This window comes from Paenibacillus sp. JJ-100, from assembly GCF_948329825.1.
Lineage (GTDB): Bacteria > Bacillota > Bacilli > Paenibacillales > Paenibacillaceae > Paenibacillus.
In genome coordinates this window covers 149,129-170,657 of the sequence record NZ_CAOJCM010000002.1, presented here as the reverse complement: position 1 = coordinate 170,657, position 21,529 = coordinate 149,129, and the positions used below count along the sequence as shown (strand labels likewise).

Below are 21,529 nucleotides of genomic sequence, written 5' to 3'. Positions count from 1 at the left end.
TGTAGGTATAAAAGCACTGATTTCTGATTGAACTTATGCTCAAGTAAGAATGTGAAGGGTAGGAATAAAGAAGGAGAAGCAAATTTGCTTCTCTTTTTTTGTGCGCATATAGGAATTTATGGAATATGAGCAAAGTCTTAATTTATATCCTTTTTTAAACAATTTAAGGAATATGTATTAATAAACACGTGTTATAAGTCGATAAATAGTAAATTAAAGCATCAGAATAAAAAAATAGTAAGTAGGTGAGGTCATGACACTCGCGACAATCAGTTACGAGCAATTGCAGATACATCCATTCGAGATTCGCATACATCAAGTTTCCTTACACATGAAAGTTCATGACCACGGGAAGTTACGTTTTACCGGGGTGATTCCGGAGGAAAAGGAAGAGCAGTACGTACGTATGGCCGATGAGAGTACTCCGGTTGAACTGTTCTATAGGGATGAACATGGACAAAAGCAGCGGTTATTTCACGGGGTCATTCTGAAGCTTCAGGTTAAGGTGGAGAATCAGGTGTACTGGCTGGAAGCGGAAGCGATCTCTCATACATATGCCATGGATATCAAGCGCGAGACACGTTCTTTTCAGAATGCATCCAGTTTGATTCCAGATGTCATGCAGAAGATTAGTGCACGCTATCCAGACGGTCAGACTTTCAATACGTTCATGGAAAAGAAAAAACTTGGAGCCTACACGCTTCAATACCAGGAGACGGACTGGGAATTCATGAAGCGACTAGCATCCCATTATCATACCGTGTTGATTCCTGTATCAACAGAGAAACGTGTTCGCATCTATCTAGGTATACCCGAGCAACGGGATGCAGGTAAGTTGGAAGCGACGCATTACCGTATGTATAAGGACATGCTGACGTATCAACAAGAAGCGCAAGACGCTAGTGCTCTTAGTGAACAGGACTATATCCGGTATGAAGTGAAGGTCCATGACCGAGTGTTGCAATTAGGGGATGAGGTTCAGTTCAAAGGGCACAGGCTCAACGTTTTTGAAATTCGGACTGAAATGCAGCAGGGACTGCTTATCCACCATTATGTCCTCGGGCATATGAAGTCAGCTTATCAACGGAAGCGATATAACTCTCGCCTTGTTGGTGCATCCATTTCGGGAAATATTATGGACGTTGTCAGAGATGAGGTTAAAGTCCAGTTAGACTGCGATCAGGAATGGAGTTTGGCAACGGCCAATCTGTTCCCTTACTCTACGATGTATGCTTCAGATGATCAGACCGGGTGGTACTGTATGCCTGAAAAAGGAGATAGCATCCGCCTATACTTTCCAAATGCAAGGGAGGCAGAGGGGATCGCACTGAGCTCTGTTCGCAAGAAAATACCAGAGGAGGCCATGTCCCCATCGGCTACGTCGCCAGCAAAAGCCCAGACCCAGACTACCCAAGCGGGAGGTGGTGGAAGAGGGACCACCACAACAATTGTTCAGCAAGAGCAATTGCAGCCCGTTATGCAATTTGACAAGGACCTAAAAGAAGACCTGATGGCCAATCCCAACACCAAATTCCTGCTTACACCGACGGGTCAGAAGATTACGTTTGAGGAAGATAAAATCACCATTACTGGGGCGACAGGAGGAGCGACTCTGACGTTGACCAGTGCGGGAACCATTATCCTGAACTGTGAAAACAAAATTACTCTTCAGGCAAGTAAACAAATTGAATTGGCATCTGAATCCGTCGTCATGCTAGCGAACCAGATTGATCTCTCAACGAAGGATGGAAACGGCAGCTTAACTATTGACCAAGGTCAGGTCGTTATTAAGGGGATTGAGATATTAATGAACCAATAAAGATAGTGAGGAGCTAGATCATGCATCAGGTGGAGCTATGGCAGCAATTTTTAGAGCAGGAAGTGCTGCCACTTCGGAATAGCAAGATACAGGAATTGAATGCCTATTATATTAGGCACAGGCAAGAGATACTACAGGGCATCGTCTCTCTATTCGACGCGTTCTGTGAACAAGTGAGGCTCCAACAAGAACTGGGTGAGCTACAGGCGTGCAGTACGATTCATGTATCATTGATGCGGACCAGATTGAACCAGAGAGATCCTGCTTATATGATTCACGCAAGTGACCTGCACCGTGAGGGTGAGGTTTCTGCGAGAGGAATGATATATGATGCAAGCTGGATTTATCGTTACATGGAACAGTGGTTTGAGGAATGTGAGAACAGTCGCAAGAGATATATGAACCGGATTGATCAGGCTGCTCTTCATGCGTGGCAGGCAGGACAGTTGTATCCATTCCATGTCTATATGGTACACGCAGTCCGCTTGGCGATGGATGACATTCGTAAACTGGATTCATTCCAAAATGTAGACAAGTACATAGAGTTTGAAGTTCGTGTTGGCGAATATCAGGATCATGAGGTGACTGAATCAGTCTACCGAATGAGTGGGAAACAGCGCAGCTCCATAACTTGTAGAGGATGGTTGGAGAGCAAGCTACCCAGTGAATACATCTATGAACATATCAAAGGTGTAGATCTTTCGCAGGGGGAATATGAGCAACTGGATTTCAATTACGCTCGATTCGAAGAAGTGAAACTCAGTAGGAGCCACATGGCGGAGACGAGCCTATTGGGCACTCGATTTATGGGTTGTGAATGTGATCATGTCAATTTTGCAAAGACGCTTTTGTATGATGCTGACTTTCGGGAGTGTGATCTGAGGGCGGCTAGGTTCGATGGTGCTCTAGGCGGTCGTAATACATTCGTGGAAACATATAGTCTGTTCTATGGTATGAACGGAGTCCAGTTTCAGGGAGCGAACCTGAGTCATGCAAGCTTTCGGTATGCGAAAATTGCGGGTGACTTTATAGGTGCACATCTGGACAATGTAGATTTTACCGGAGCAGATTTGGCTGGGAGTCGAATGCTTAAACAAGATCGTTTCCGGGTGCAGTTAACTGCAGAACAGCGCACTGCTATTGAATGGGTAGGGACAGATTGATGAGAGAAGTAAACCTCTACGTAATCGAACATGACAGACGATTACCTTCTAACGGAGCCAGCCTTCAATGGCCAGAGCGGATGCTTCAAGGTTATGATCATGCTGCTGAGGAGGAGATCGTTTATGTGAAAAGTGGTCAGTCTTTTTCTTCTTCCAGTTTGCTTGCGCAATATCCTTTGCTATTGCTCAGTGAGGAGTTATCTAAGATCGTCATGAAGTTTGCACCTGAGATCACTTCCAAAAGAGTTGTGGTCATGGACACGGAGAAGTATAACCAGTCGTTCTACCACTGGATGGATCTGCCCAAGGCAACGTGTATCTCGCCCGATCAAGCCTTGATCCAGAGCGGGCAGGTTATGAGCATAATGGCTGATCTGAGCGGACTTGAACGTACACCTGCATTCACCATTCCGTATTATCGGACACAGTTGATGATTGTTCGTCTTGAACTGGCAGAACGACTGCTGCGAGCCGGTATATATGGGTTGAATGTCAGACCAATTCAGATCACAGAAGGAGACATGTAGATGGATGCTAGAGAAACAATCTTAACAAAGGATACGCTAAATAAACTGCTTAGCTCCCCATGGAGGAGTGAAGATACATATGTTACAGCAGGAGCTTATATGTACTGTACGTTTGGAACCCATGAAGAGGTATTGAATAAACTAGAGCCGAATGGGGTGTACATTAATGGTAGTCCGATGTTAACGGTAGAGGATTGTGCTACGTCCACATCCGAGCCAGATACGATTCACGGAATACCTTATACGAAAATGGGAGAGGAAATCGATGGGAATTTCTATTCCTTCGGGTATTGCCGGAGTGAACTGCATCCGATGAAGCTAGCTGAACGTATTACAGGACCCCAATCGGATCCTTCGTTTATTATTGATCCCGATCCAACAGAACCAACAGCTGGACAACCCATCTATCCTTGTGCACCTGTAATTATGCCCACCATCTCTGCTTCTGCTCAAAACAAATTGATGTCTAAGCCTTCGTTAAGTTCATTCGTAGAGGCATTGGCTGGGGCAAAACAACAGTGGACGAATGGGAGCTCGAATGTGTCCATTCAGGGAGTACCGGCACTGACGAGTAAGTCTTGCTTGTTCTGTTCTTGTGGAGGGCAGATACGTTTGTTAACGAATGGCATGGATCCGGCTCCTCCGGAATTTGCTGTGAGGTAAGACTGGCATAACGGAGGAGGATATTAAGTGGATGTAATTTATCAAGGAGACGGATTTGAATTACGATGGCCCTACAAGATTAAGGATCTGAATAGTTTTCGAATTGAACGAGGGTTCAATGCACATACGCGATGTGTTTTTACAGCCCGTATGAGCGAAGAAGAGGCAGAACATTGCCTCTTACATAGTTCTTTTAACGACAGCCTCGTTCTGCAGAAACCAACGGATTCCAGACCCGAGGACTGGTTCGCCGGAGGGATTATCAGAGTCGATGTACAGATGGAAGACGGAATCCCCCATTTAGAAGTTGAGGCCCTGTCCCGTACGTATAGCATGGATATGCAGCGGAGAAGTCGTTCGTATCAAAACAAACATCTAACCTATACTGAAGCGATTCGCCAGCTGGTTCGGAATTATGCTTCTGGAGACGCCCAGAATATGGCGACAAGTGATCAGGCTACTATTGGTGCTCTGTTGGTTCAATATGAAGAAACAGATTGGGATTTTCTGAAGCGATTGGCTTCCAGGGTGGGAACAGTCATATTACCGGATGTCTCTATGGATGCACCCCGTGTGTACTTTGGGGTCCCGGATTTATCCTGGGGTAAGGAGCTTCATGTCCGCCGGTACAAGGCAATGAAAGATCGCGCTGTATATGAGGAGCTTCGAGCTAATGCGGAGGGTAAAGATGCCGAACGGCTCGTCGAGGCCGATTTTGTTAGTTACCAGGTTATCAGTGATCAATATTGTCAGGTTGGCGATGATGTATCATTTAAGAAACAGATGTGGGTGGTCTCGGAGTCGGTGATAAGCTACTCCGCAGGTGTATTGCAATATGAATACGTTCTGGTTAAACGCCAGAGCTTGCGTCGGAAATCCCGCCGTAATGATCGACTTCAAGGCATGTCTTTGGAGGGTCGCGTGATCAAACGGGCCAACAACATGGTGAAGGTACATTTAGATATCGATGATGACCATGATGATCAGGGAAACTGGTGGTTTCCTTATTCGGGAGAGGGCAACAATATCTTTCACTGTTTGCCGGATGAGGGGGCCCGCATTAAAGTCTATTTCCCCAGTGGTACTGAGAAAAAAGCGATGGCTATTAATTCTGTTCGCGGCGGCGGCGAGGAAATGAAGAGTCGGACGGTGTTCCAGAAACCTTCGACCAAAGTATTTGAGATGCCTGGTGAGGCCAAAATGCAGTTGGGAGATGACGGGGTATTATTTGAAAAGGGGACCGTTAGCCTGCATCTGGATGGAGGGAATATTACCCTCAATGCGAGTGAGGATCTTCTCGTTGTGGCCGGAAGCCGGATTGAAGTTGGCAGTGGTGGTGAAGCGAGCGTTCTCGAATCTCTTCGGATCCGTGCTGAACAGCAAATATTATTCCAGACGAATACGGATCAGTATGTTACCCTTAATGGTAATCGGATGGGGATCCAGAGTGCCAAGATTGACTTCCAGAAGATTGAAGTGGCGTTTGAAGATCTGTTAACGGACAAAGAGCTGGAAGAGATGTATATAGATTCACTCGCTGAAGGGGAAATTTTAAAACAAGAGATTGATCGATCGTTACAACTTAAGACGGCTTCTTACTTAACCGAAGGCGAACGAGCTAATGTTCGTAAGCAAGTAGCTGAGACGGCGAAGACTGATCCTGGATTGAAGGATCAGACCAAAAAGTGGCTAAGTGGTAAGTCTTCCGAAGACATAAAAACCACGTATCAACAAAAGTATAACAAGCAGCCCGCCCCAGAGCCGGACAAGAGAAATAATAAAGAAAGAGAAGCTGAAAAACAAGCCGAACTGGTGAAGCAACAGAAGGTCTACGATCAGATGGACCAGGATCGAACGGCGATCTATCATTGGAAGCAGCAATCGATGAAAGTGATGGAAGACGGGAAGAAAGCAGGCAAGTCATACGACGAGATCCATGGGATGTTGCCTACTCCTCCGGTGCTGAGGAGCCAAGGGGCTTCTGCAACGGCGGAGCCGAGCGGACAGCCAGGGATCATCCAAAAGTTCGTGGAATCTAGCGGAATCGGGGACGTATTCGAGAAGATCAGTCCTTGGCTGGCAGAGATGGAACTTGCCTATGGTATCCCACAAAAGCCGGATTATTTGAGCAAACAAACACAAAAAACGGTATACTTCTCTAGGTACACATTCGAAAAGCTAATCATTGATCCACAAATAGTGATCGCAGAATTGAACATTATATTTGGTGTGGTCGTCATTATAGCCACGTACCCGATAAGTGGGCCATTGCTGTATTTGCTAGCTGCAGCGGATCTTGCGCTAGGCGTCTCCACCATTGTGGTGAACGTAGAGAAATTGATTGACCTGAAGAACGGAAATCCCAATACGAATCCAACGTTTCTAGGCATGGATCAGGATCTGTTGGATAAGTTGAACATTGCGTTGACGGTTGTGAACCTGGCCGTGCTGGCCAAGCATGGGCTAAATAAGGCCGCGGACAAGCTGGTAAATAACCAGAATAATCTGGCTTTGAGTGATACGTGGGCGGCTTGGAAGCAGCAGGTTTCTCATGTTCCGACCATACCTAGCCGTAAGACTGGACCGACGATTGCAGCTAAAACGAAACCTTCTAAAGGGGATTTAGGTGGTCCTGGTAAGAATCAGCCCATCGATGAGTTTAATGATTCGCATCTATATGATGAGGCTAGTAAGGGACGGACAAGTACGGTTAGTAAGGTGGAACCCCCTCCTAAGATTGAGGGGACGGGGAAAGGTCCTGTATCAATACCTACCCTTAAAAAGGTTGATTGGAATGAATACAAGCGTGTAGATGATTATAAACCCACATTTATGGATGAATTTCAAGAAAAAGAATATAAAGTTGCATCAAAGGATTATGATGATATTAGAAGTGTTGGTATGACTGATATTGAGCAGGTTGCAAAAAATACTGGTATGACAATAGAAGAAATTAGGGCTATGAAACAACACATGTTTTTTGATACACATAACATTCCTTTAGATAATCAAAGTTATAGAGTTGGCCACTTTACTCCTGATTTAGAGGTTGGGTTTATATGGAAAGAAGCACAAAAAGGTGAGCTGGATCCAAAACAAAAAAAGTGGTTTCAAGAGTTAGCTAAACACGAACTAACTGAAAGTGAAAAAATGAAACAAGGCTACCCTTATAAAAATCCTGGTTCGTATCAAAAAGATAGTGATGATTTTGGTTCAGATCCACCTGGTGCACATGATGTAGCTTCTGATCAACCTTCATTTGAACTCCCTGGAGCATATGACTATTATTCGGAAAAAGTTTTTGGGCAATAAAAATAGAGAGGATGGAGCGAAACAATTGATGGAAAATTTTAATCAGGCAATTAAGCGTATTTCTGCAATAGATTGGAGTTGTATTGGAAACAAGCAAGCAAGATCGCATGTTCATTTGAGTAAAGAATACTTAAGAAGAGCATCAATATTTTTCCGATATTATCCTGGTCCTTGTAGGTATCCTTTTATTATCATTTCAAATTCGATAACTAAGTCACAAGTGAGTGTTGATGAATTACAAATAATAAATGAGATTGACAATAGTTATGTTAAAGAAATTGCTACCAGTTATTTAGAGTTAAACGCACTCATTGATGAAGGAAATAAGATTGCTATTGATTATAAAGATTTGTTTGAGCCAGCAATAAAGCTATATGAAAGAGGAGGCCATTTCTTTATAAGGGCAGGTTATTTGAATGTAGCTGGTGCTACTGATCTTCTTTCGCTAGCAACTCGAGTTGAAAGGGAACCACTAGATATTAGTGATGAAACCTTGGATTCGCTAGATAATGGTTGTGCCGACTATTGATACATTTTTCAAATGGATCGGCTACACTTAGTTGGACAGAAAAAATAAGGGCTTGTAGAATAAATCTATCAAATAAAGGAGCGGATCTCTACAATGCCTAAACAACAACGACGCACATTCACAACCGAGTTCAAAAAACAAATGGTGCAGCTCTATGAAAACGGCAAGCCCAGAGCTGCTATTGTTGATGAATACGATCTCACCGCTTCGGCTCTGGATCGCTGGATTAAGCAATCCCAGGGCACGGGATCTTTCAAAGAGAAAGACAACCGTTCACCTGAAGAAAACAATTAATCGCTATGCGTAAAGAACTAGAGCGTCTACGGATGGAGAATGACATTTAAAGCAAGCCGCGCTGATCATGGGACGAAAGTAGCTATCATCCAGAATAACCGTGATAAATACTGGTATCAGCAATGTGCAGCGTTCTCGAAATCGCCAAAAGTACGTTCTATTATGAAGCAAAGGAACAGCCCAAAGAAGATGAATGTACAAAAGCCATCGTGGAGATCTTCCAAAAGAATCGAAAGGCCTACGGTACGCGAAAGCTGAAAGTAGCACTTCAAGAACGAGGATTCATCGTCTCTAGACGCCGTATCGGCCGAATCATGCGAGAACAGGGCCTCGTTTCCACGTATACCATTGCCCAGTTTAAGCCCCACAAAACGGCTTGTAATGAGGCAACGACGGCAATTGTACTGGATCGTGCGTTTGAACAGAAGGAAACCAAACGTTTCGTTGTCAGCGATCTCACGTATGTGAAGGTCGGTCATCGGTGGCATTACATTTGTGTGCTCATTGACCTGTTCAATCGAGAAATTATTGGCCACAGTGTAGGTCCGCATAAGGACGCTGCTCTGGTTTCACGAGCCTTTGCAACGGTAGAAAGCGACTTAAGCCAAATCCAGTGGTTTCATACCGATCGTGGGAGTGAGTTCAAAAACCACACGATGGATCAGCTTCTAGACACGTTTGATATCGGCCGATCCCTCAGCAAGAAAGGATGTCCCTACGATAACGCCGTGGCTGAAGCCACCTACAAAATCATGAAAACGGAGTTTATTTACCAGATGGAATTCCGAAACCTCCGTCACTGAATTGTACGACTACATCAACTGCTTTAACAGGCACCGACTTCATGGACTATTGGGGTACATGACGCCTGTTCAGTATCGCCAAGAAGCCCTTAAAAAAGTTGTCTGATTTAATGTTGACAATCCAAGGTCTCCAAGTAATATGGTCGAGGGTTATGTTAATATAAATGGGGAAAACTTAAGTTTATGGGTTTTAAAGATAAGATTACAGCTGAGATCACCAACTTTTTTCCTGTACTTGATTAATATTTATAGGGGGATTTATATGGAAGATGAGATTTTTATAATTGAAGATTTTTCGGAAAAGGTAGAACTTATGAGATTATTTTATAAAATAATAGGTGAAGGTAAATTTATTCAAACTATGAACCATTTTAAAAATGGTGAAGGTTTTGGGATTGATCCAGTGTGTTGCACTTTTGCCCATAAATATCATCCAGGAGAAGAAGGATATTTTGGGGAACGGGGTGTTTGTTTTAGTTTGCAACCTCCAATGGCTGAAATTGAAGAAAATGCAATTGTAGACTACGAGACATTTTTTAAGTATTTAATTGAAGCAAGTGAGGATTATTTAACTCGTAATCCGAATGATACAGTTCAAGTGGAAGCTTGTTTGGATGTAATTAAAAATAAATTTATGATTATCTAACGCTAAGAACGACCTATGTTTTCTTGAGATTGCTGGTTATCTTTCATACTTTAGTAGATATGTTTCGGGCTACCTAGTACCAAATGAATCAATCATTCAACCAATAACGCGCTTAGCCCATATAATACCCGTATAAAGATTTTGTCATTTCACTTGAAAAATATAGCTTAAATAACGCTTCAGTGTGACACAGAACAGGTCGATTATGGTCAGATACCACCGTAATTGACCTGTTTTTTGTTATCTTCGTTTTCCCACAGGTTTTTGAAAATGTACGTGACTGTAGAGATGCGTCACCCCGATATATGCTGTCTGAAGCCATCGCAACAAAAAGGCAGGATAGCCCGACTATTATTATTGTCAGGAATTTTCTACAAATTGTCTACAACAATCTGGACGTAAGCCACGATGGTTATCGTGAACGAACAATCCGGTGACGACCAGTTGACCTAGGTAGATATGGATACGTGTCAGGCTAGCCGCCTTCCCTAGCCAAGATTGACTTCCAGAAGATCGAAGTGGCGTTTGAAGATCTGTTAACGGACAAAGAGCTGGAAGAGTTGTATATAGATTCACTCGCTGAAGGGGAAATTTGGAATGAAGAGGTCGAACTATTTAAAACATTAAAAGTTCCAGTTCAGCTGACGGATGAGCAACGAGCCGGCATTCGTAAGCAGGTAGCTGAGACGGCTAAGAATGATCCTGGATTGAAGGATCAATCCAAGAAGTGGCTAAGCGGTAAGTCTTCCGAAGAAATAAAAACCACGTATCAACAAAAGTATATTAAGCAACCCGCTCCAGAGCCGGACAAAAGAAGCGATGATGAAATAGAAGCTGAAAAACAAGCCGAACTGGCGAAGCAGCAGAAGGCCTACGATCAGATGGATCAGGATCGAACGGCGATCTATCATTGGAAGCAGCAATCCATGAAAGTGATGGAAAACGGGAAGAAAGCAGGCAAGTCAGACGAGGAGATCTATGCGATGTTGCCTGCTCCTCCGGTGCTGAAGAGTCAGGGGGCTTCTGCAACGGCGGAGCCGAGCGGACAGCCAGGGATCATCCAGAAGTTCGTGGAATCTACTGGAATCGGGGACGTATTCGAGAAGATCAGTCCTTGGCTGGCAGAGATGGAACTTGCCTATGGTATCCCACAAAAGCCGGATTATTTGAGCAAACAATCTCAAAAAACGGTATACTTCTCTAGGTACACATTCGAAAAGCTAATCATTGGTCCAAAAATATTGATCGCAGAATTCAACATCATGTTTGGTGTGGTCGCCATTATAGCCGCGATCCCGACCGGTGGGGCATCTCTGTATTTGCTGGCTGCAGCGGATATTGCGCTAGGCGTCTCCACGATCGTGGTGAACGTAGAGAAGTTGAATGACCTGAAGAACGGAAATCCCAATACGAATCCAACGTTTCTAGGCATGGATCAGGATCTATTGGATAAGTTGGGCATCACGTTGATGGTGATAAACCTGGCCATACTGGCCAAGCATGGGCTGAATAAGACGGCGGATAAGCTGGTAAACAACCAGAATAATCTGGCTCTGAGTGATACTTGGGCGGCATGGAAGCAGCAGGTTTCTCATGTTCCGACCATACCTAGCCGTAAGACTGGACCGAAGATTGCAGCTAAAACGAAACCTTCTAAAGGTACATTAGGCGGTCCGGGTAAGAATCAGCCTATGGATGAGTTTGATGACTCGCATCTGTATGATGGGGCTAGTAAGGGACGGACAAGCACACGTACTGATGGGACGGGTGATGTTAAATACAAAGAGGGGTATTATTTAGAACACTTAACTGGAGAGATAGAAAAGGTTACAGAATGGAAGGGTGTTAGCGGTGGTCATAACTACGAAGAATTTAAGAAGTTTTTTAGCGAAAATGGGAAGTATTCATTACAAGTGGTGAAGAAATTAGAACATCCCGACGTTCCTGGCATTTATGATTTGGAATATAGAATGATGGTTGAAATAAAAGATTATACAGGGAAAGGTACTGGTAAATTTAAATATATACCCAAGGAAGATAAACCACCACATAAAAAAACTATATATGATCCTAATGTTATTTCTAATGACGAAATTATACGATTAGGAAAAGAGGCAATGGAAGAAGGAATCAGTAGACTACAGATCGAAAAACTAGAGGCTCAGAATAAAGAAATGATTCGCGGAACCTCAAGTAATGGATTAAAATTTGAAGCGATAAGAAATATAGAAACAGGTGAAATAGAAAATTTTTGGCCTGTTTTAAAATTTAGTAATGGGATGTGATTATACATTGAGTAATTATACGGAAGAACGTCAAATGTTAAGAAATTCATTTAAATATCACAAATTAGAAAAGAGCTACATTACAACCGTTTTAGTACAGTTTGTATTTGACTATGATTTTATTGAAATTTTAAAAGGATTTCTGAATGAATATTTACTGAGAAGGGACACTATTGGTGTAGTTTATTCAGATGAATTTGAAGTTGGCGATGAAGGTTATTTTGGGGAAAATAAAGTTTTATTTTATTATGGAATTGATGACGATTGGTACGATATTGTTACATATGATGAATTATGTAATTACTTACAAGTAGCATGTGATTTTTTTATTGAAAGAAATAAAGAAAAGGCAGAGGAAGCAAACAAATATTTGATTCAAATTAAAGAAAAATACGGTGTGGAATAGTTAAACATAAAATTACAGTGCTTTGAATTACACGAGAGCATAAAATATATTGTGTAAAGAAAAAAAGTAAAACCTTTTCTAGTAGAATTGAGTTACCACACAGCAATTCAGACAGAGGTCTTCCCTATGAATCATTTTACAATAATTTAGTTTAGGCTCTAGTCACATGAGTCTGCTATGAATCATCTACTCGAAACCTAGCTTACAGCATTTCTAGATTATGAAAAAATATGACCGCGTTGGCGTGAATTTAGGCAATTCTCGTTATGGATCAACGCTATTCTGTTACAAAAAACAGGTCGATTATGGTCAGATACCACCACAATCGACCTGTTTTTTATGTTATGTCAGCATTCTCGCAGTTTTGTGAAATCAATCGCAACTCTAAAATACGCTCGAGATAGGGTAGAGAAGATATACTCAATCCTTTTTAGGATATATAGCACGTCAATTAGTAGTAAGAGCGGTTGTGTTAACTGTTTAGCTGTGAAGAAAGTAACTCTAATGACAATCAGTTAATTTATCGGGTAGGGGACTATTGCGGAAAACGTGGAGAAGTTGAAAAATTTAAAGAACGGAATCCAATAAGACGGCGGACAAGCTGGTAAACAACCAGAACAATTCGGCTCTGAGTGATACATGGGAAGCTTGGAAGCAGCAGCAGGTTCCTCATGTTCCAGCTATAGCTAGCAGTAAGACTGGGCCGAAGATTACAGCCAAAACCAACCCTTTTAAAGGAGCTTTGGGTGGTCCTGGTAAGAATCAGCCTATGGATGAGTTTGATGACTCGCATCTATATGATGAGGCTAGTAAGGGACGGACAAGCACACGTACTGATGGGACGACTAATCTTGATTATATAGAATGGGCAGATATGCCCGTAAGTGGTCAACCTCGTTTAACGGTAGATGGATTAAGAATAGTGAGCGTACGAGATATGAAACAATTTAAGAGGAAAATGTATTACCAGTCAAAGCCGCAGGAGGCTTTGACCCTTATACTGGACAAATAGTATTAAGACCTGATGCTTCCTTGTTAAGTGCCCTTCATGAATCTTATCACGTCAAACAATTCAGCAGCTCGGAAAAGAAAATTATCTCAAGTTAACTACATTAGAGAGAGAAGAATATGTTTAATATGAAATCATGAAAATAAGAGTAAGTTTAGTGCTGAAGAGTATGCGAAGTACAAAGATATATCTTTAAAGTAAGAAATGGACAATGGCCTCTACCAAGTTGGAAAGGATTTGAGGAATAGTGAGCGAAGAAATGAAAACAAATCTAAAAGCAAGTCAAGCGATACAAATAGCAATGGAATATCAGAAAAGGTATAATTTATATGGTGTCATTCATGATGATATAGAGAGATCTGTGAAGTTCTATAATGAATTCTATAGAGTTAAAGGAAGTGCATGGCTTGTTTTGGCCGACATAACACCGAAGGTATATGAAGGTGATGATGAAATTACTTTTGTGATTTCTGATGAAGCGGGGGAGGTTGACCATATACTGGATCATAATGGGATTCCTCATCGCTACCATTTATCTAGTAATAGAGAGTACACTGATGAGGAGTTTGAAGCCATTTTTAATGAGGATGATGATGAATAAACATTAATAAGTTTTTATAGGAGCTACCTATGTCGAATGAATTCATCATTCATCAAGAGCATAGTTAACCCATGTAATACCCGTTTAAGGATTTCTTTATTTATGTTGTGACATATCAAATAATTTAAAGTTAAACAAAGCTCTGCAGATACATCAAACGGGTCGATTATGGTAAGTTATTACCATGATTGACCTGTTTTTAGTTATTCTCTTTTTCATACAGGCGTTTGGAAATGTACTTGAGTATAAAGATGTGTCACCTCGAAATAAGCTGTCTGAAGACGTCCTAACAAAAAGGCAGGATAGCCCGACTTAAGGAATTATCTATAAATTGTCTGCAATTAATTAGCTATGACCAGTATAAACGACATTTCTGGAAGACTAATATTACAAAGTCGCTTGGATGAATAGAATATTAAATGTTATAGTGACGGAATTATCGTCAGAATCAGAGGTTTTCGTCGATTTTCTAACGCTGATACCCATTTCGCTGGATTCACACTTGTCAACAACTTTTAGTTCGGACAAATAGGTAATACCTAATACCACCCCATAGCACAAAAGGATGTCATGAAAACCGGACATATCAAAAGCCTCTACTTAAAGATGAAAGGTCTCTTTTAAAATATGTAGAAAGTTAAGTTTAACCAAATGAACAACTTCTTAACTAAAGAAAATACGCAAGAAATCGTCTCACGATTTGCGAACATGATTGGATTTGCGTACTCGGGGAATCGTGGAGGCAGGCTGCTTCCGAATCCACCGGATAAATGGGATCATTCGTTCATCTTCTCTCAGGGACTGAAGATCAGTTAGGCCAAGGGTTACAATATCGCGATTGGTATATAATGAATGAATTTGTTTGTGACAAGGTATACATAGGTTGGCTGTTGGCAAAAATGTTCCGCCAATTTCTTTGGGTGTCAAATGATGAATCGTAGTTTCCACAGGTTTTCTTCCGCATAACTCGCATTGTTCATTCATGTCCTTGGCCTCCTCTTGTCACTTGTAGTATGAGCAGATCATATAGGTTTCATGTTGGATGCAGACGATTACATATGAACTTTAAAATAGAAAGACCTGTCCTCATCGATGAGTCAGTGAGCGATATACTTGTCATCCTGCGGCATTCGGGCTACACTTTTTTAAATGAGAAAAGCTCAGGAGGTAAGTTACTGTGAAACAAGGTTCCCATTCTTATGATATGAACACTCCCAAATTTCATCGTACAGCTGTTCAAGTACCTGAAGCACAAGCCAGAATTGCAACCCATGTATCTGCAGGGCGAGTTGAACATGTGTCACTTGCGGAAGCGCATGGCCGCACACTAGCGAAGTCCATTACAGCGCCACATGCATATCCTTTTTTTCGTAGATCAGGTATGGATGGTTTTGCGATTCAAAGTGCAGACACGAATAAGGCTACAAGTGAACAACAAGTATGGTTTCGGGTGATTGATGAAATTCCTTGCGGCTATGCTTCAGAACATTATATTACACCAGGGACGACAGCAAGAATCATGACTGGTGCTCAGGTTCCGGATGGCGCGGACGCAGTTGTGATGATGGAGATGACGGAAAGCAAGCAGGAACAAGGTGAGCACTGGATAGCGTTGAAACGTCAGATCCAGGAGGGAGCGAACATAACACCCATTGGACTTGAAGTACAGGAAGGAGAGCAATTAATCGAAGCAGGTACAGTGATTGGAGCAGGTGAACAATCTGTACTGGCGACGTTTGGTGTAGCAGAAGTACCGGTCTTTGAACGGCCTAAGGTGGCTATTTTTGCTACAGGTACGGAGTTGCTTGAAGTCCATGAACCGTTACAGCCGGGCAGAATTCGAAATAGCAACAGCTATATGCTTCGGTCCTTGGTGATTGAAGCCGGGGGAGAGCCAGTCATGTATGGAGCAATTGCTGACGATGTGGATACTGCAAGAGCCAAATTGGATGAAGCGATTCGAGATAATGATATCGTTGTCACGACAGGCGGTGTGTCCGTTGGAGACTATGATATAATGGGCGATCTTGTGCTGGAGAATCAAATGCAGCTTCTTTTTAACAAAGTCACTATGCGTCCAGGTAGTGTGACTACAGCTGCGGTGTACAAGGACAAACTTTTATTTGCATTATCTGGAAACCCGGGAGCATGTTTTGTAGGATTTAATCTGTTTGTGCGTCCAACACTTCGATCTATGCAGGCTGATGCCCATCCCTATTTAGAAGAGTGGAATGTCATCTTGGAAGACGAATACGCCAAAGTGAACAATTTTACACGTTTTGTACGCGGACGTACGATCATTCGTGATGGAAGAGTATACGCGGCTCCGGCAGCTTCCCGTGTGGATGAATCCAGTGTCATGATTACGATTAAGGATAGTGATTGTCTGATTGTTATTCCACCTGAGAAAAAGGGCATTGCAGCAGGCGAACAGGTCACCATTCTCAAGATTCCAACCGGGCAAACCAGGTAGCTGGGTATGAATAAAAAGAGTACCGTAAAGCCAAAAATCATCCAAGTGGTAGGGTACAAAAATACGGGTAAAACAACGATGACTTCTGCGTTAATTGCTGGCCTTGCTGCCAAAGGCTTAAAGGTTGCCGCCATTAAACATGATGGACATGACCATTTTGAGATGGATCAGGAAGGAACGGATTCTTATCAATTTGGTAAGGCTGGAGCATCAGCAGTGGTAGTTGTATCTCATAAGAGAACAGCAATTCTAAAGCAACACACCACTGGACTTGAGGATATGTTAGGCCAGCTCTCCGACTATGACTGGATTGTAATTGAAGGTTATAAGGAGGCCACATATCCCAAATTAGTGATGGTACGGGAAACCCATGATCTGACTCTGGCAAACGAGCTGCAACATGTTGTTGGCATTGTATTCGGGTCTCAAGAGTTGCTAGACGAAGTAAACGTAGGAGCAGAAGGGAAGAATTCTCTAACCACCCATGACAAAGCAAAATTTCTGTTCAATGAATGGGAAACGATTGTAGAGGCTGTGCTTCGAATAAACTCAACGAATTCATAGAGTTTCACGATAATAGAGGTTAATAACACGTGTATAACGTAATTAAAGTTATGTAAACCAAAATTCCATTGTCTATTTTAGTACAACAGAAAAGGTAATTATTTCAGATAAATTTTTGGAATTTCGGATGTTGAAGGGATCAAGTTAGCAAAACTGTAGAACAGCTATAGTACTTCTATAGATGCTATAGTAATGCCAAATAGTAATATTGCAGAGAACGGCTTAGAACTGCTGTGGAATTATAGTTATCTATACATCGTACGAGTTAAACAGCAGGCTGTTAACGAAGTGATCAAATATACTTAAGCTCCATGAGCTTTTAGTTCATATACAGTAATACCTAATGCAGTAATACGTAACATGATCCGTTTAACAACCTACTGTCTCGTCCGATGAAAAAGTTACGTCTTCTATGCAAAATACTAAAATGTCTATAGTATCTTAATATATCCATCTATATAAAATACTTAAAATATCTAACGAGTAGTTACACTTATGCGTCGTCTGCTACGCGGCGTTCAATCGCTTCCGACATCGTTTTGTCGGTCAGATGTGCATAAATCTCAGTTGTTTCGGTAGAAGCGTGACCAAGCTGCTCTTTTGTTTTATAAATATCATTCTGCAAATAATAGTCAGTGGCAAATGAATGTCGTAATTTATGCACGGTGAGATATGGTTTGCCGAAACATTTGGCATATTTCATAATCATCGCCTGAATGGCACGTTTGGTCATCCGACTACCTTCGGATTCTCCGTTACGCAGAGCGATAAAGAGAGCTTTTTCTCGTTTAGGTGTACGATAACGTAATTGCCGCAGGTTCATATAGATTGCTAATTCATCTTTGGCCTGTTCTCTGAAGTAAACCGGGGTTTTAAACGTTTCATCATTATTACCTTTGCGATAAACATATAGCATTTTGTTACCTAGATCGATGTCATCCACGTTAAGGTTGACGACTTCTGATACACGAAGCCCTGAATTTAGAATCAAGCTGGCAATACAAGCATCTCTTTCTTTGTTCAGCTCATGTGAGTAGAGAGCCTGTTTGTTCTTCTGCATATCTACTGCATATCCCTCAAGAATGTAACCTATAAATTCAAGTAACTCGTTTTCTTCCAAAATCTTACCCTTAAGCTTGGCGGCGGTATCTTTCGGCTTATGAGTGCGCTTGATTTCGATCTTGGCCATAATGTTACGTTTAAGCAATGGATAGAAATCCTCGTCTTCAGCAATTTGGCTCAAATAATGAAATAATGAGCGGAGAGAGGAGAGTTTGCGTGATACCGTAATTCTCGAATTCGTTCCTTCGCGTCGGGTGGTGAGAAATAAGCGGTACGCTGTCACAGAATCCATGCGGAGGACTTCAAGTTCTGTTAAAGTAACCCCTTGGTTAGACTCAGCTTGAGACAGCCCTTCTGCTCGTAACCAACTGAAAAATGTATCATAATCTCTTAAGTACTCCAGCAGAGTAGACGGGGATAAGTCAGGCAGTTTATAGTCAATGAATTGCTGAACAAACCAGGGCATGGATGGCAGTTTTTCATCGAGTTTGCGGCGGTCGATCTCTTTTTGCACGTTGGTCAAGTTCGGCACCTCCATGGAAATGAATTTTTTAATAAAGTATATTTAGTGTACCATAATTTACATCCAATCATCTGATTTGATTCTAGTAAATGGTGTGGTGTGAATGAAGATTTACATAACGGTTGTGCTGAGTTCGTTGTACCAGGTTGTTGCCCTTCATTATATAAAGGTTTACAGTATGATATACATGCAGAATATGCAGACCAGAGGAGGCGAACCAAATGAATATGCAGATTGAGCTGGTTCCCCGCGAACGTAGTCAGGTCATTCGGCATCTGATGCAATTTTATCTTTATGATTTTACGAAATATCTGAATATTGATGTAGATCAGGATGGTATTTTCCCAGAGTATCCTGGTCTGGATGCATTCTGGACGGAGAAAGAGCGCAAATTTCCTTTTTTGATTACAAGTGATGGTTCGCCAGCGGGTTTTGCACTTGTTGAGAAGTTGGAACCTGGGAGCAAAGACAATGACTACTATTTGACCGAGTTCTTTGTGATGCAAAAATATAGGCGTAGCGGAGTTGGAACGAGAGCCGCATATGAATTGTTTAGGCGTTTCCCAGGGAGATGGAAGGTGACCCAGGTTAGAAACAATGTGATTGCACAGGCATTTTGGCGTAAAATTATTGGAGATTACACCGGAGGACGGTTTAGGGAAAAATTTCATCCGGAACTGGGTAATCCCAGCCAGTATTTTATGACATGAAGTAGCAGTAAAATCTACCCTATTATAAATGGCATCTGCGCTGCACTTATATAACGTAGCAAATTAAACAAAAGTGGAATTTGGACAAGGGGGCTTAAGATGATGAGACCGGCATTTCATCTGGATGGTCAAACTGCATTAGTTACAGGCGCAGGCAGAGGCATTGGCAAAGCAATTGCTATGGGATTAGCAGAATCAGGTAGCAATGTTGTGCTTGTATCCCGTACAATGAAGGAGATTGAAGAGACAGCAGCAACTATTGCTGAGCAGACGGGTCGCCGTACTTTGGCACTGTGTGCAGATGTAACTTCAAAAGAGCAACTAGAAGAGACTTTTCAAATGGCCATTGCTGAGATGGGACGTATTCATATTCTCGTAAACAATGCGGGGATGAACATTCGGACGCCAGCGCTGGAAGTGACGGAAGAACAGTGGGAAACGATCATGCAAACGAATCTGAAATCAGCTTTTTTCGCTTCGCAACTCGCGGGTGAGCATATGAAGCAATATGGTGATGGTAAAATTATTAATATTTCATCAGTAGGCGGCCAAACAGCACTACGTACTGGAGTCGTATATGGATCTACCAAAGCAGCATTAATCCACATGACGAAGGTTCTTGCTATGGAGTGGGGAAAGTACGGGATTCGGGTGAACTCGGTCGGACCATGGTATTTCCGAACACCGCTAACTGAAAAGCTGCTGGATGATCCACAATATTTGCAGGAGATTGTTAGCCGTACACCGCTTGGACGTGTAGGGGAATTACCAGAAGTTGTTGGTCCCGTTGCTTTTCTTGCTTCAGATGCAGCTGGTTATATCACAGGTCAGACTTTGTTAGTCGATGGTGGTATGTCTATTTACGGTTTCTAATTTTCTGAATGTTGGAGGAGGATTATCATGGAACTTCGGACTTATGGAAATACCGGAATGAAAGTCAGTACCCTTGGTTTTGGTGGCTCTGAGATTCGGGACGCATCCAAAACGGACGTCGAAAAGTTGCTTAATCGTGCATTGGATGCAGGTCTGAATATGATCGATACAGCAGAATGTTATGGAGACAGTGAGGAAAAGATCGGTGACGTGCTGGCACATCGCCGAGATGAGTACTATCTTTTTACCAAATGTGGACATGCAGCAGGTGTGAACGGCCCGGACTGGGACGCCAAGGTGCTGGAACAGACCATTGATCGGAGTCTCAAGCGTTTGAAAACAGACTATGTCGATGTTGTGCATCTGCACAGTTGTTCGGAAGAGGTGCTCAGGCAAGGCGATGTGATCGAAGTGTTGCAACGAGCAAAAGAGGCAGGAAAAACTCGTTTTATCGGGTATAGCGGAGATACAACAGATGCATTATATGCTATTCGTACAGGTGTATTTGACAGTTTGGAGACATCGTTGAATATTGCTGACCAGGAAGCGATTGAACTGACTTTGCCTGAGGCACGTAAAAGAAACATGGGGATCATCGCCAAAAGACCGATTGCCAATGTGGCATGGATGTATGATACGGTGACAGAAGATAACTATGCTTATGACTATTGGAAGCGTTTAAATGAATTGAAATATGACTTTTTGACCGAAGAATCTCAGCGAGCGGTGGAATTTGCATTGCGGTTTACATTAAGTACCGAAGGGGTGCATACCGCCATTGTGGGTACCGCCAAGCCTGATCGTTGGAAGCAGAATGCCGATTTGGTAGCGAAAGGACCGCTTGAGCAGGAGCTATATGATGCCATTCGTGAACGCTGGAGAAAAGTATCGCGAACTGACTGGACAGGTTGTATCTAACCTGAATAATCAGTAAAAGTCTACGAGCTCATACCTTTCACAAGTTATAACGACCAAAAAACTGCCTTGATCGGCAGTTTTTTTGTGCTCAAAAATCTGAAATGAAAATAATACTGATGGACCGATATCCAAAGCAGTAAGATAGTATTATTTTCAATATATGAAAAATTCATAAAAGGAAGCATCAAATCAAGAAAACTCGATGCATTCAATGTGAAAGTTCAACGATCGGTTGCGAAATGATCCAGATTTATTAGTATATATTAAAGATTCAACATATGAAAAATTCACAATAGAAAGAAATAATTCGCACCTTTGTTACTCATCTACATACATCATACAATCGTAC

General features: G+C 42.2%; 17 protein-coding genes and 2 pseudogenes. 17 read left to right on the top strand and 2 right to left on the bottom strand.

What is annotated here, in order from left to right:
* The first annotated feature begins 253 nt into the window (after positions 1-253).
* The 12 genes and pseudogenes from PQG66_RS07355 to PQG66_RS07305 all read left to right on the top strand — a co-directional run bounded on the left by PQG66_RS07355 (position 254) and on the right by PQG66_RS07305 (position 14,057).
* A complete protein-coding gene (locus PQG66_RS07355; protein ID WP_272036839.1) occupies positions 254-1,819 on the top strand; it encodes a contractile injection system protein, VgrG/Pvc8 family in 1,566 nt (521 codons plus the stop codon).
* 20 nt (positions 1,820-1,839) lie between these two features.
* Positions 1,840-2,982 carry a pentapeptide repeat-containing protein gene (locus PQG66_RS07350; RefSeq protein ID WP_272036837.1) on the top strand — a complete coding sequence of 381 codons (1,143 nt, stop codon included), beginning with the start codon at positions 1,840-1,842 and terminating at the stop codon, positions 2,980-2,982.
* Positions 2,982-3,509, top strand: a complete 528-nt coding sequence (locus PQG66_RS07345; protein ID WP_272036835.1) for a hypothetical protein — start codon at positions 2,982-2,984, stop codon at positions 3,507-3,509. Before PQG66_RS07350 ends, PQG66_RS07345 begins: the two co-directional genes overlap by 1 nt.
* Positions 3,510-4,172, top strand: coding sequence for a PAAR-like protein (locus tag PQG66_RS07340; RefSeq protein WP_272036833.1), 663 nt, complete (start codon positions 3,510-3,512; stop codon positions 4,170-4,172).
* A gap of 27 nt (positions 4,173-4,199) precedes the next feature.
* A complete protein-coding gene (locus PQG66_RS07335; RefSeq protein ID WP_272036831.1) occupies positions 4,200-7,484 on the top strand; it encodes a hypothetical protein in 3,285 nt (1,094 codons plus the stop codon).
* Entirely contained in the window at positions 7,450-8,013 is a 564-nt protein-coding gene (locus tag PQG66_RS07330; RefSeq protein WP_272036830.1) for a hypothetical protein, read from the top strand. Before PQG66_RS07335 ends, PQG66_RS07330 begins: the two co-directional genes overlap by 35 nt.
* Positions 8,014-8,106: 93 nt before the next feature.
* Positions 8,107-9,216, top strand: a pseudogene (locus PQG66_RS07325) (IS3 family transposase).
* Between the two features lie 156 nt (positions 9,217-9,372).
* Entirely contained in the window at positions 9,373-9,756 is a 384-nt protein-coding gene (gene cdiI / locus PQG66_RS07320) for a ribonuclease toxin immunity protein CdiI (protein ID WP_272036827.1), read from the top strand.
* A 518-nt stretch (positions 9,757-10,274) separates the two neighbouring features.
* Positions 10,275-12,041: a CdiA family toxin C-terminal domain-containing protein gene (locus PQG66_RS07315; RefSeq protein ID WP_272036824.1), complete on the top strand. Its 1,767-nt coding sequence runs from the start codon at positions 10,275-10,277 to the stop codon at positions 12,039-12,041.
* 7 nt (positions 12,042-12,048) lie between these two features.
* Positions 12,049-12,447, top strand: coding sequence for a ribonuclease toxin immunity protein CdiI (gene cdiI, locus PQG66_RS07310; RefSeq protein ID WP_272036822.1), 399 nt, complete (start codon positions 12,049-12,051; stop codon positions 12,445-12,447).
* Between the two features lie 769 nt (positions 12,448-13,216).
* A pseudogene (locus PQG66_RS25360) lies at positions 13,217-13,583 on the top strand (zincin-like metallopeptidase toxin domain-containing protein).
* Between the two features lie 132 nt (positions 13,584-13,715).
* On the top strand, positions 13,716-14,057 hold the full coding sequence (locus PQG66_RS07305) for a hypothetical protein (protein WP_272036820.1): 342 nt from the start codon (positions 13,716-13,718) through the stop codon (positions 14,055-14,057).
* A gap of 693 nt (positions 14,058-14,750) precedes the next feature.
* Here PQG66_RS07305 and PQG66_RS07300 read toward each other — a convergent pair.
* The gene (locus PQG66_RS07300; protein WP_272036818.1) at positions 14,751-15,041 is read right to left on the bottom strand and encodes an HNH endonuclease; all 291 of its coding nucleotides are present in this window, start codon (positions 15,039-15,041) and stop codon (positions 14,751-14,753) included.
* Positions 15,042-15,261: 220 nt separating this feature from the next.
* On the opposite strand from PQG66_RS07300, the gene PQG66_RS07295 reads away from it, so the two are divergent.
* Both PQG66_RS07295 and mobB read left to right on the top strand, forming a co-directional pair.
* A complete protein-coding gene (locus PQG66_RS07295; RefSeq protein WP_272038103.1) occupies positions 15,262-16,530 on the top strand; it encodes a molybdopterin molybdotransferase MoeA in 1,269 nt (422 codons plus the stop codon).
* A gap of 6 nt (positions 16,531-16,536) precedes the next feature.
* Positions 16,537-17,094 (top strand): molybdopterin-guanine dinucleotide biosynthesis protein B, encoded by a 558-nt coding sequence (mobB, locus tag PQG66_RS07290; RefSeq protein WP_272036816.1) that lies wholly within the window; start codon positions 16,537-16,539, stop codon positions 17,092-17,094.
* Positions 17,095-17,587: 493 nt separating this feature from the next.
* Here the strand turns inward: mobB and xerS are convergent, their stop codons facing one another.
* On the bottom strand, positions 17,588-18,679 hold the full coding sequence (gene xerS, locus PQG66_RS07285; protein ID WP_272036814.1) for a tyrosine recombinase XerS: 1,092 nt from the start codon (positions 18,677-18,679) through the stop codon (positions 17,588-17,590).
* Between the two features lie 221 nt (positions 18,680-18,900).
* Here xerS and PQG66_RS07280 point away from each other — a divergent pair, with 221 nt between their 5' ends.
* The 3 genes from PQG66_RS07280 to PQG66_RS07270 all read left to right on the top strand — a co-directional run bounded on the left by PQG66_RS07280 (position 18,901) and on the right by PQG66_RS07270 (position 21,180).
* Complete coding sequence (locus PQG66_RS07280) at positions 18,901-19,389, top strand: GNAT family N-acetyltransferase (RefSeq protein WP_272036812.1); 489 nt, start codon at positions 18,901-18,903, stop codon at positions 19,387-19,389.
* A gap of 99 nt (positions 19,390-19,488) precedes the next feature.
* Positions 19,489-20,262, top strand: a complete 774-nt coding sequence (locus tag PQG66_RS07275) for an SDR family NAD(P)-dependent oxidoreductase (RefSeq protein ID WP_272036810.1) — start codon at positions 19,489-19,491, stop codon at positions 20,260-20,262.
* A 27-nt stretch (positions 20,263-20,289) separates the two neighbouring features.
* On the top strand, positions 20,290-21,180 hold the full coding sequence (locus tag PQG66_RS07270; protein WP_272036808.1) for an aldo/keto reductase: 891 nt from the start codon (positions 20,290-20,292) through the stop codon (positions 21,178-21,180).
* Positions 21,181-21,529 lie beyond the last annotated feature (349 nt).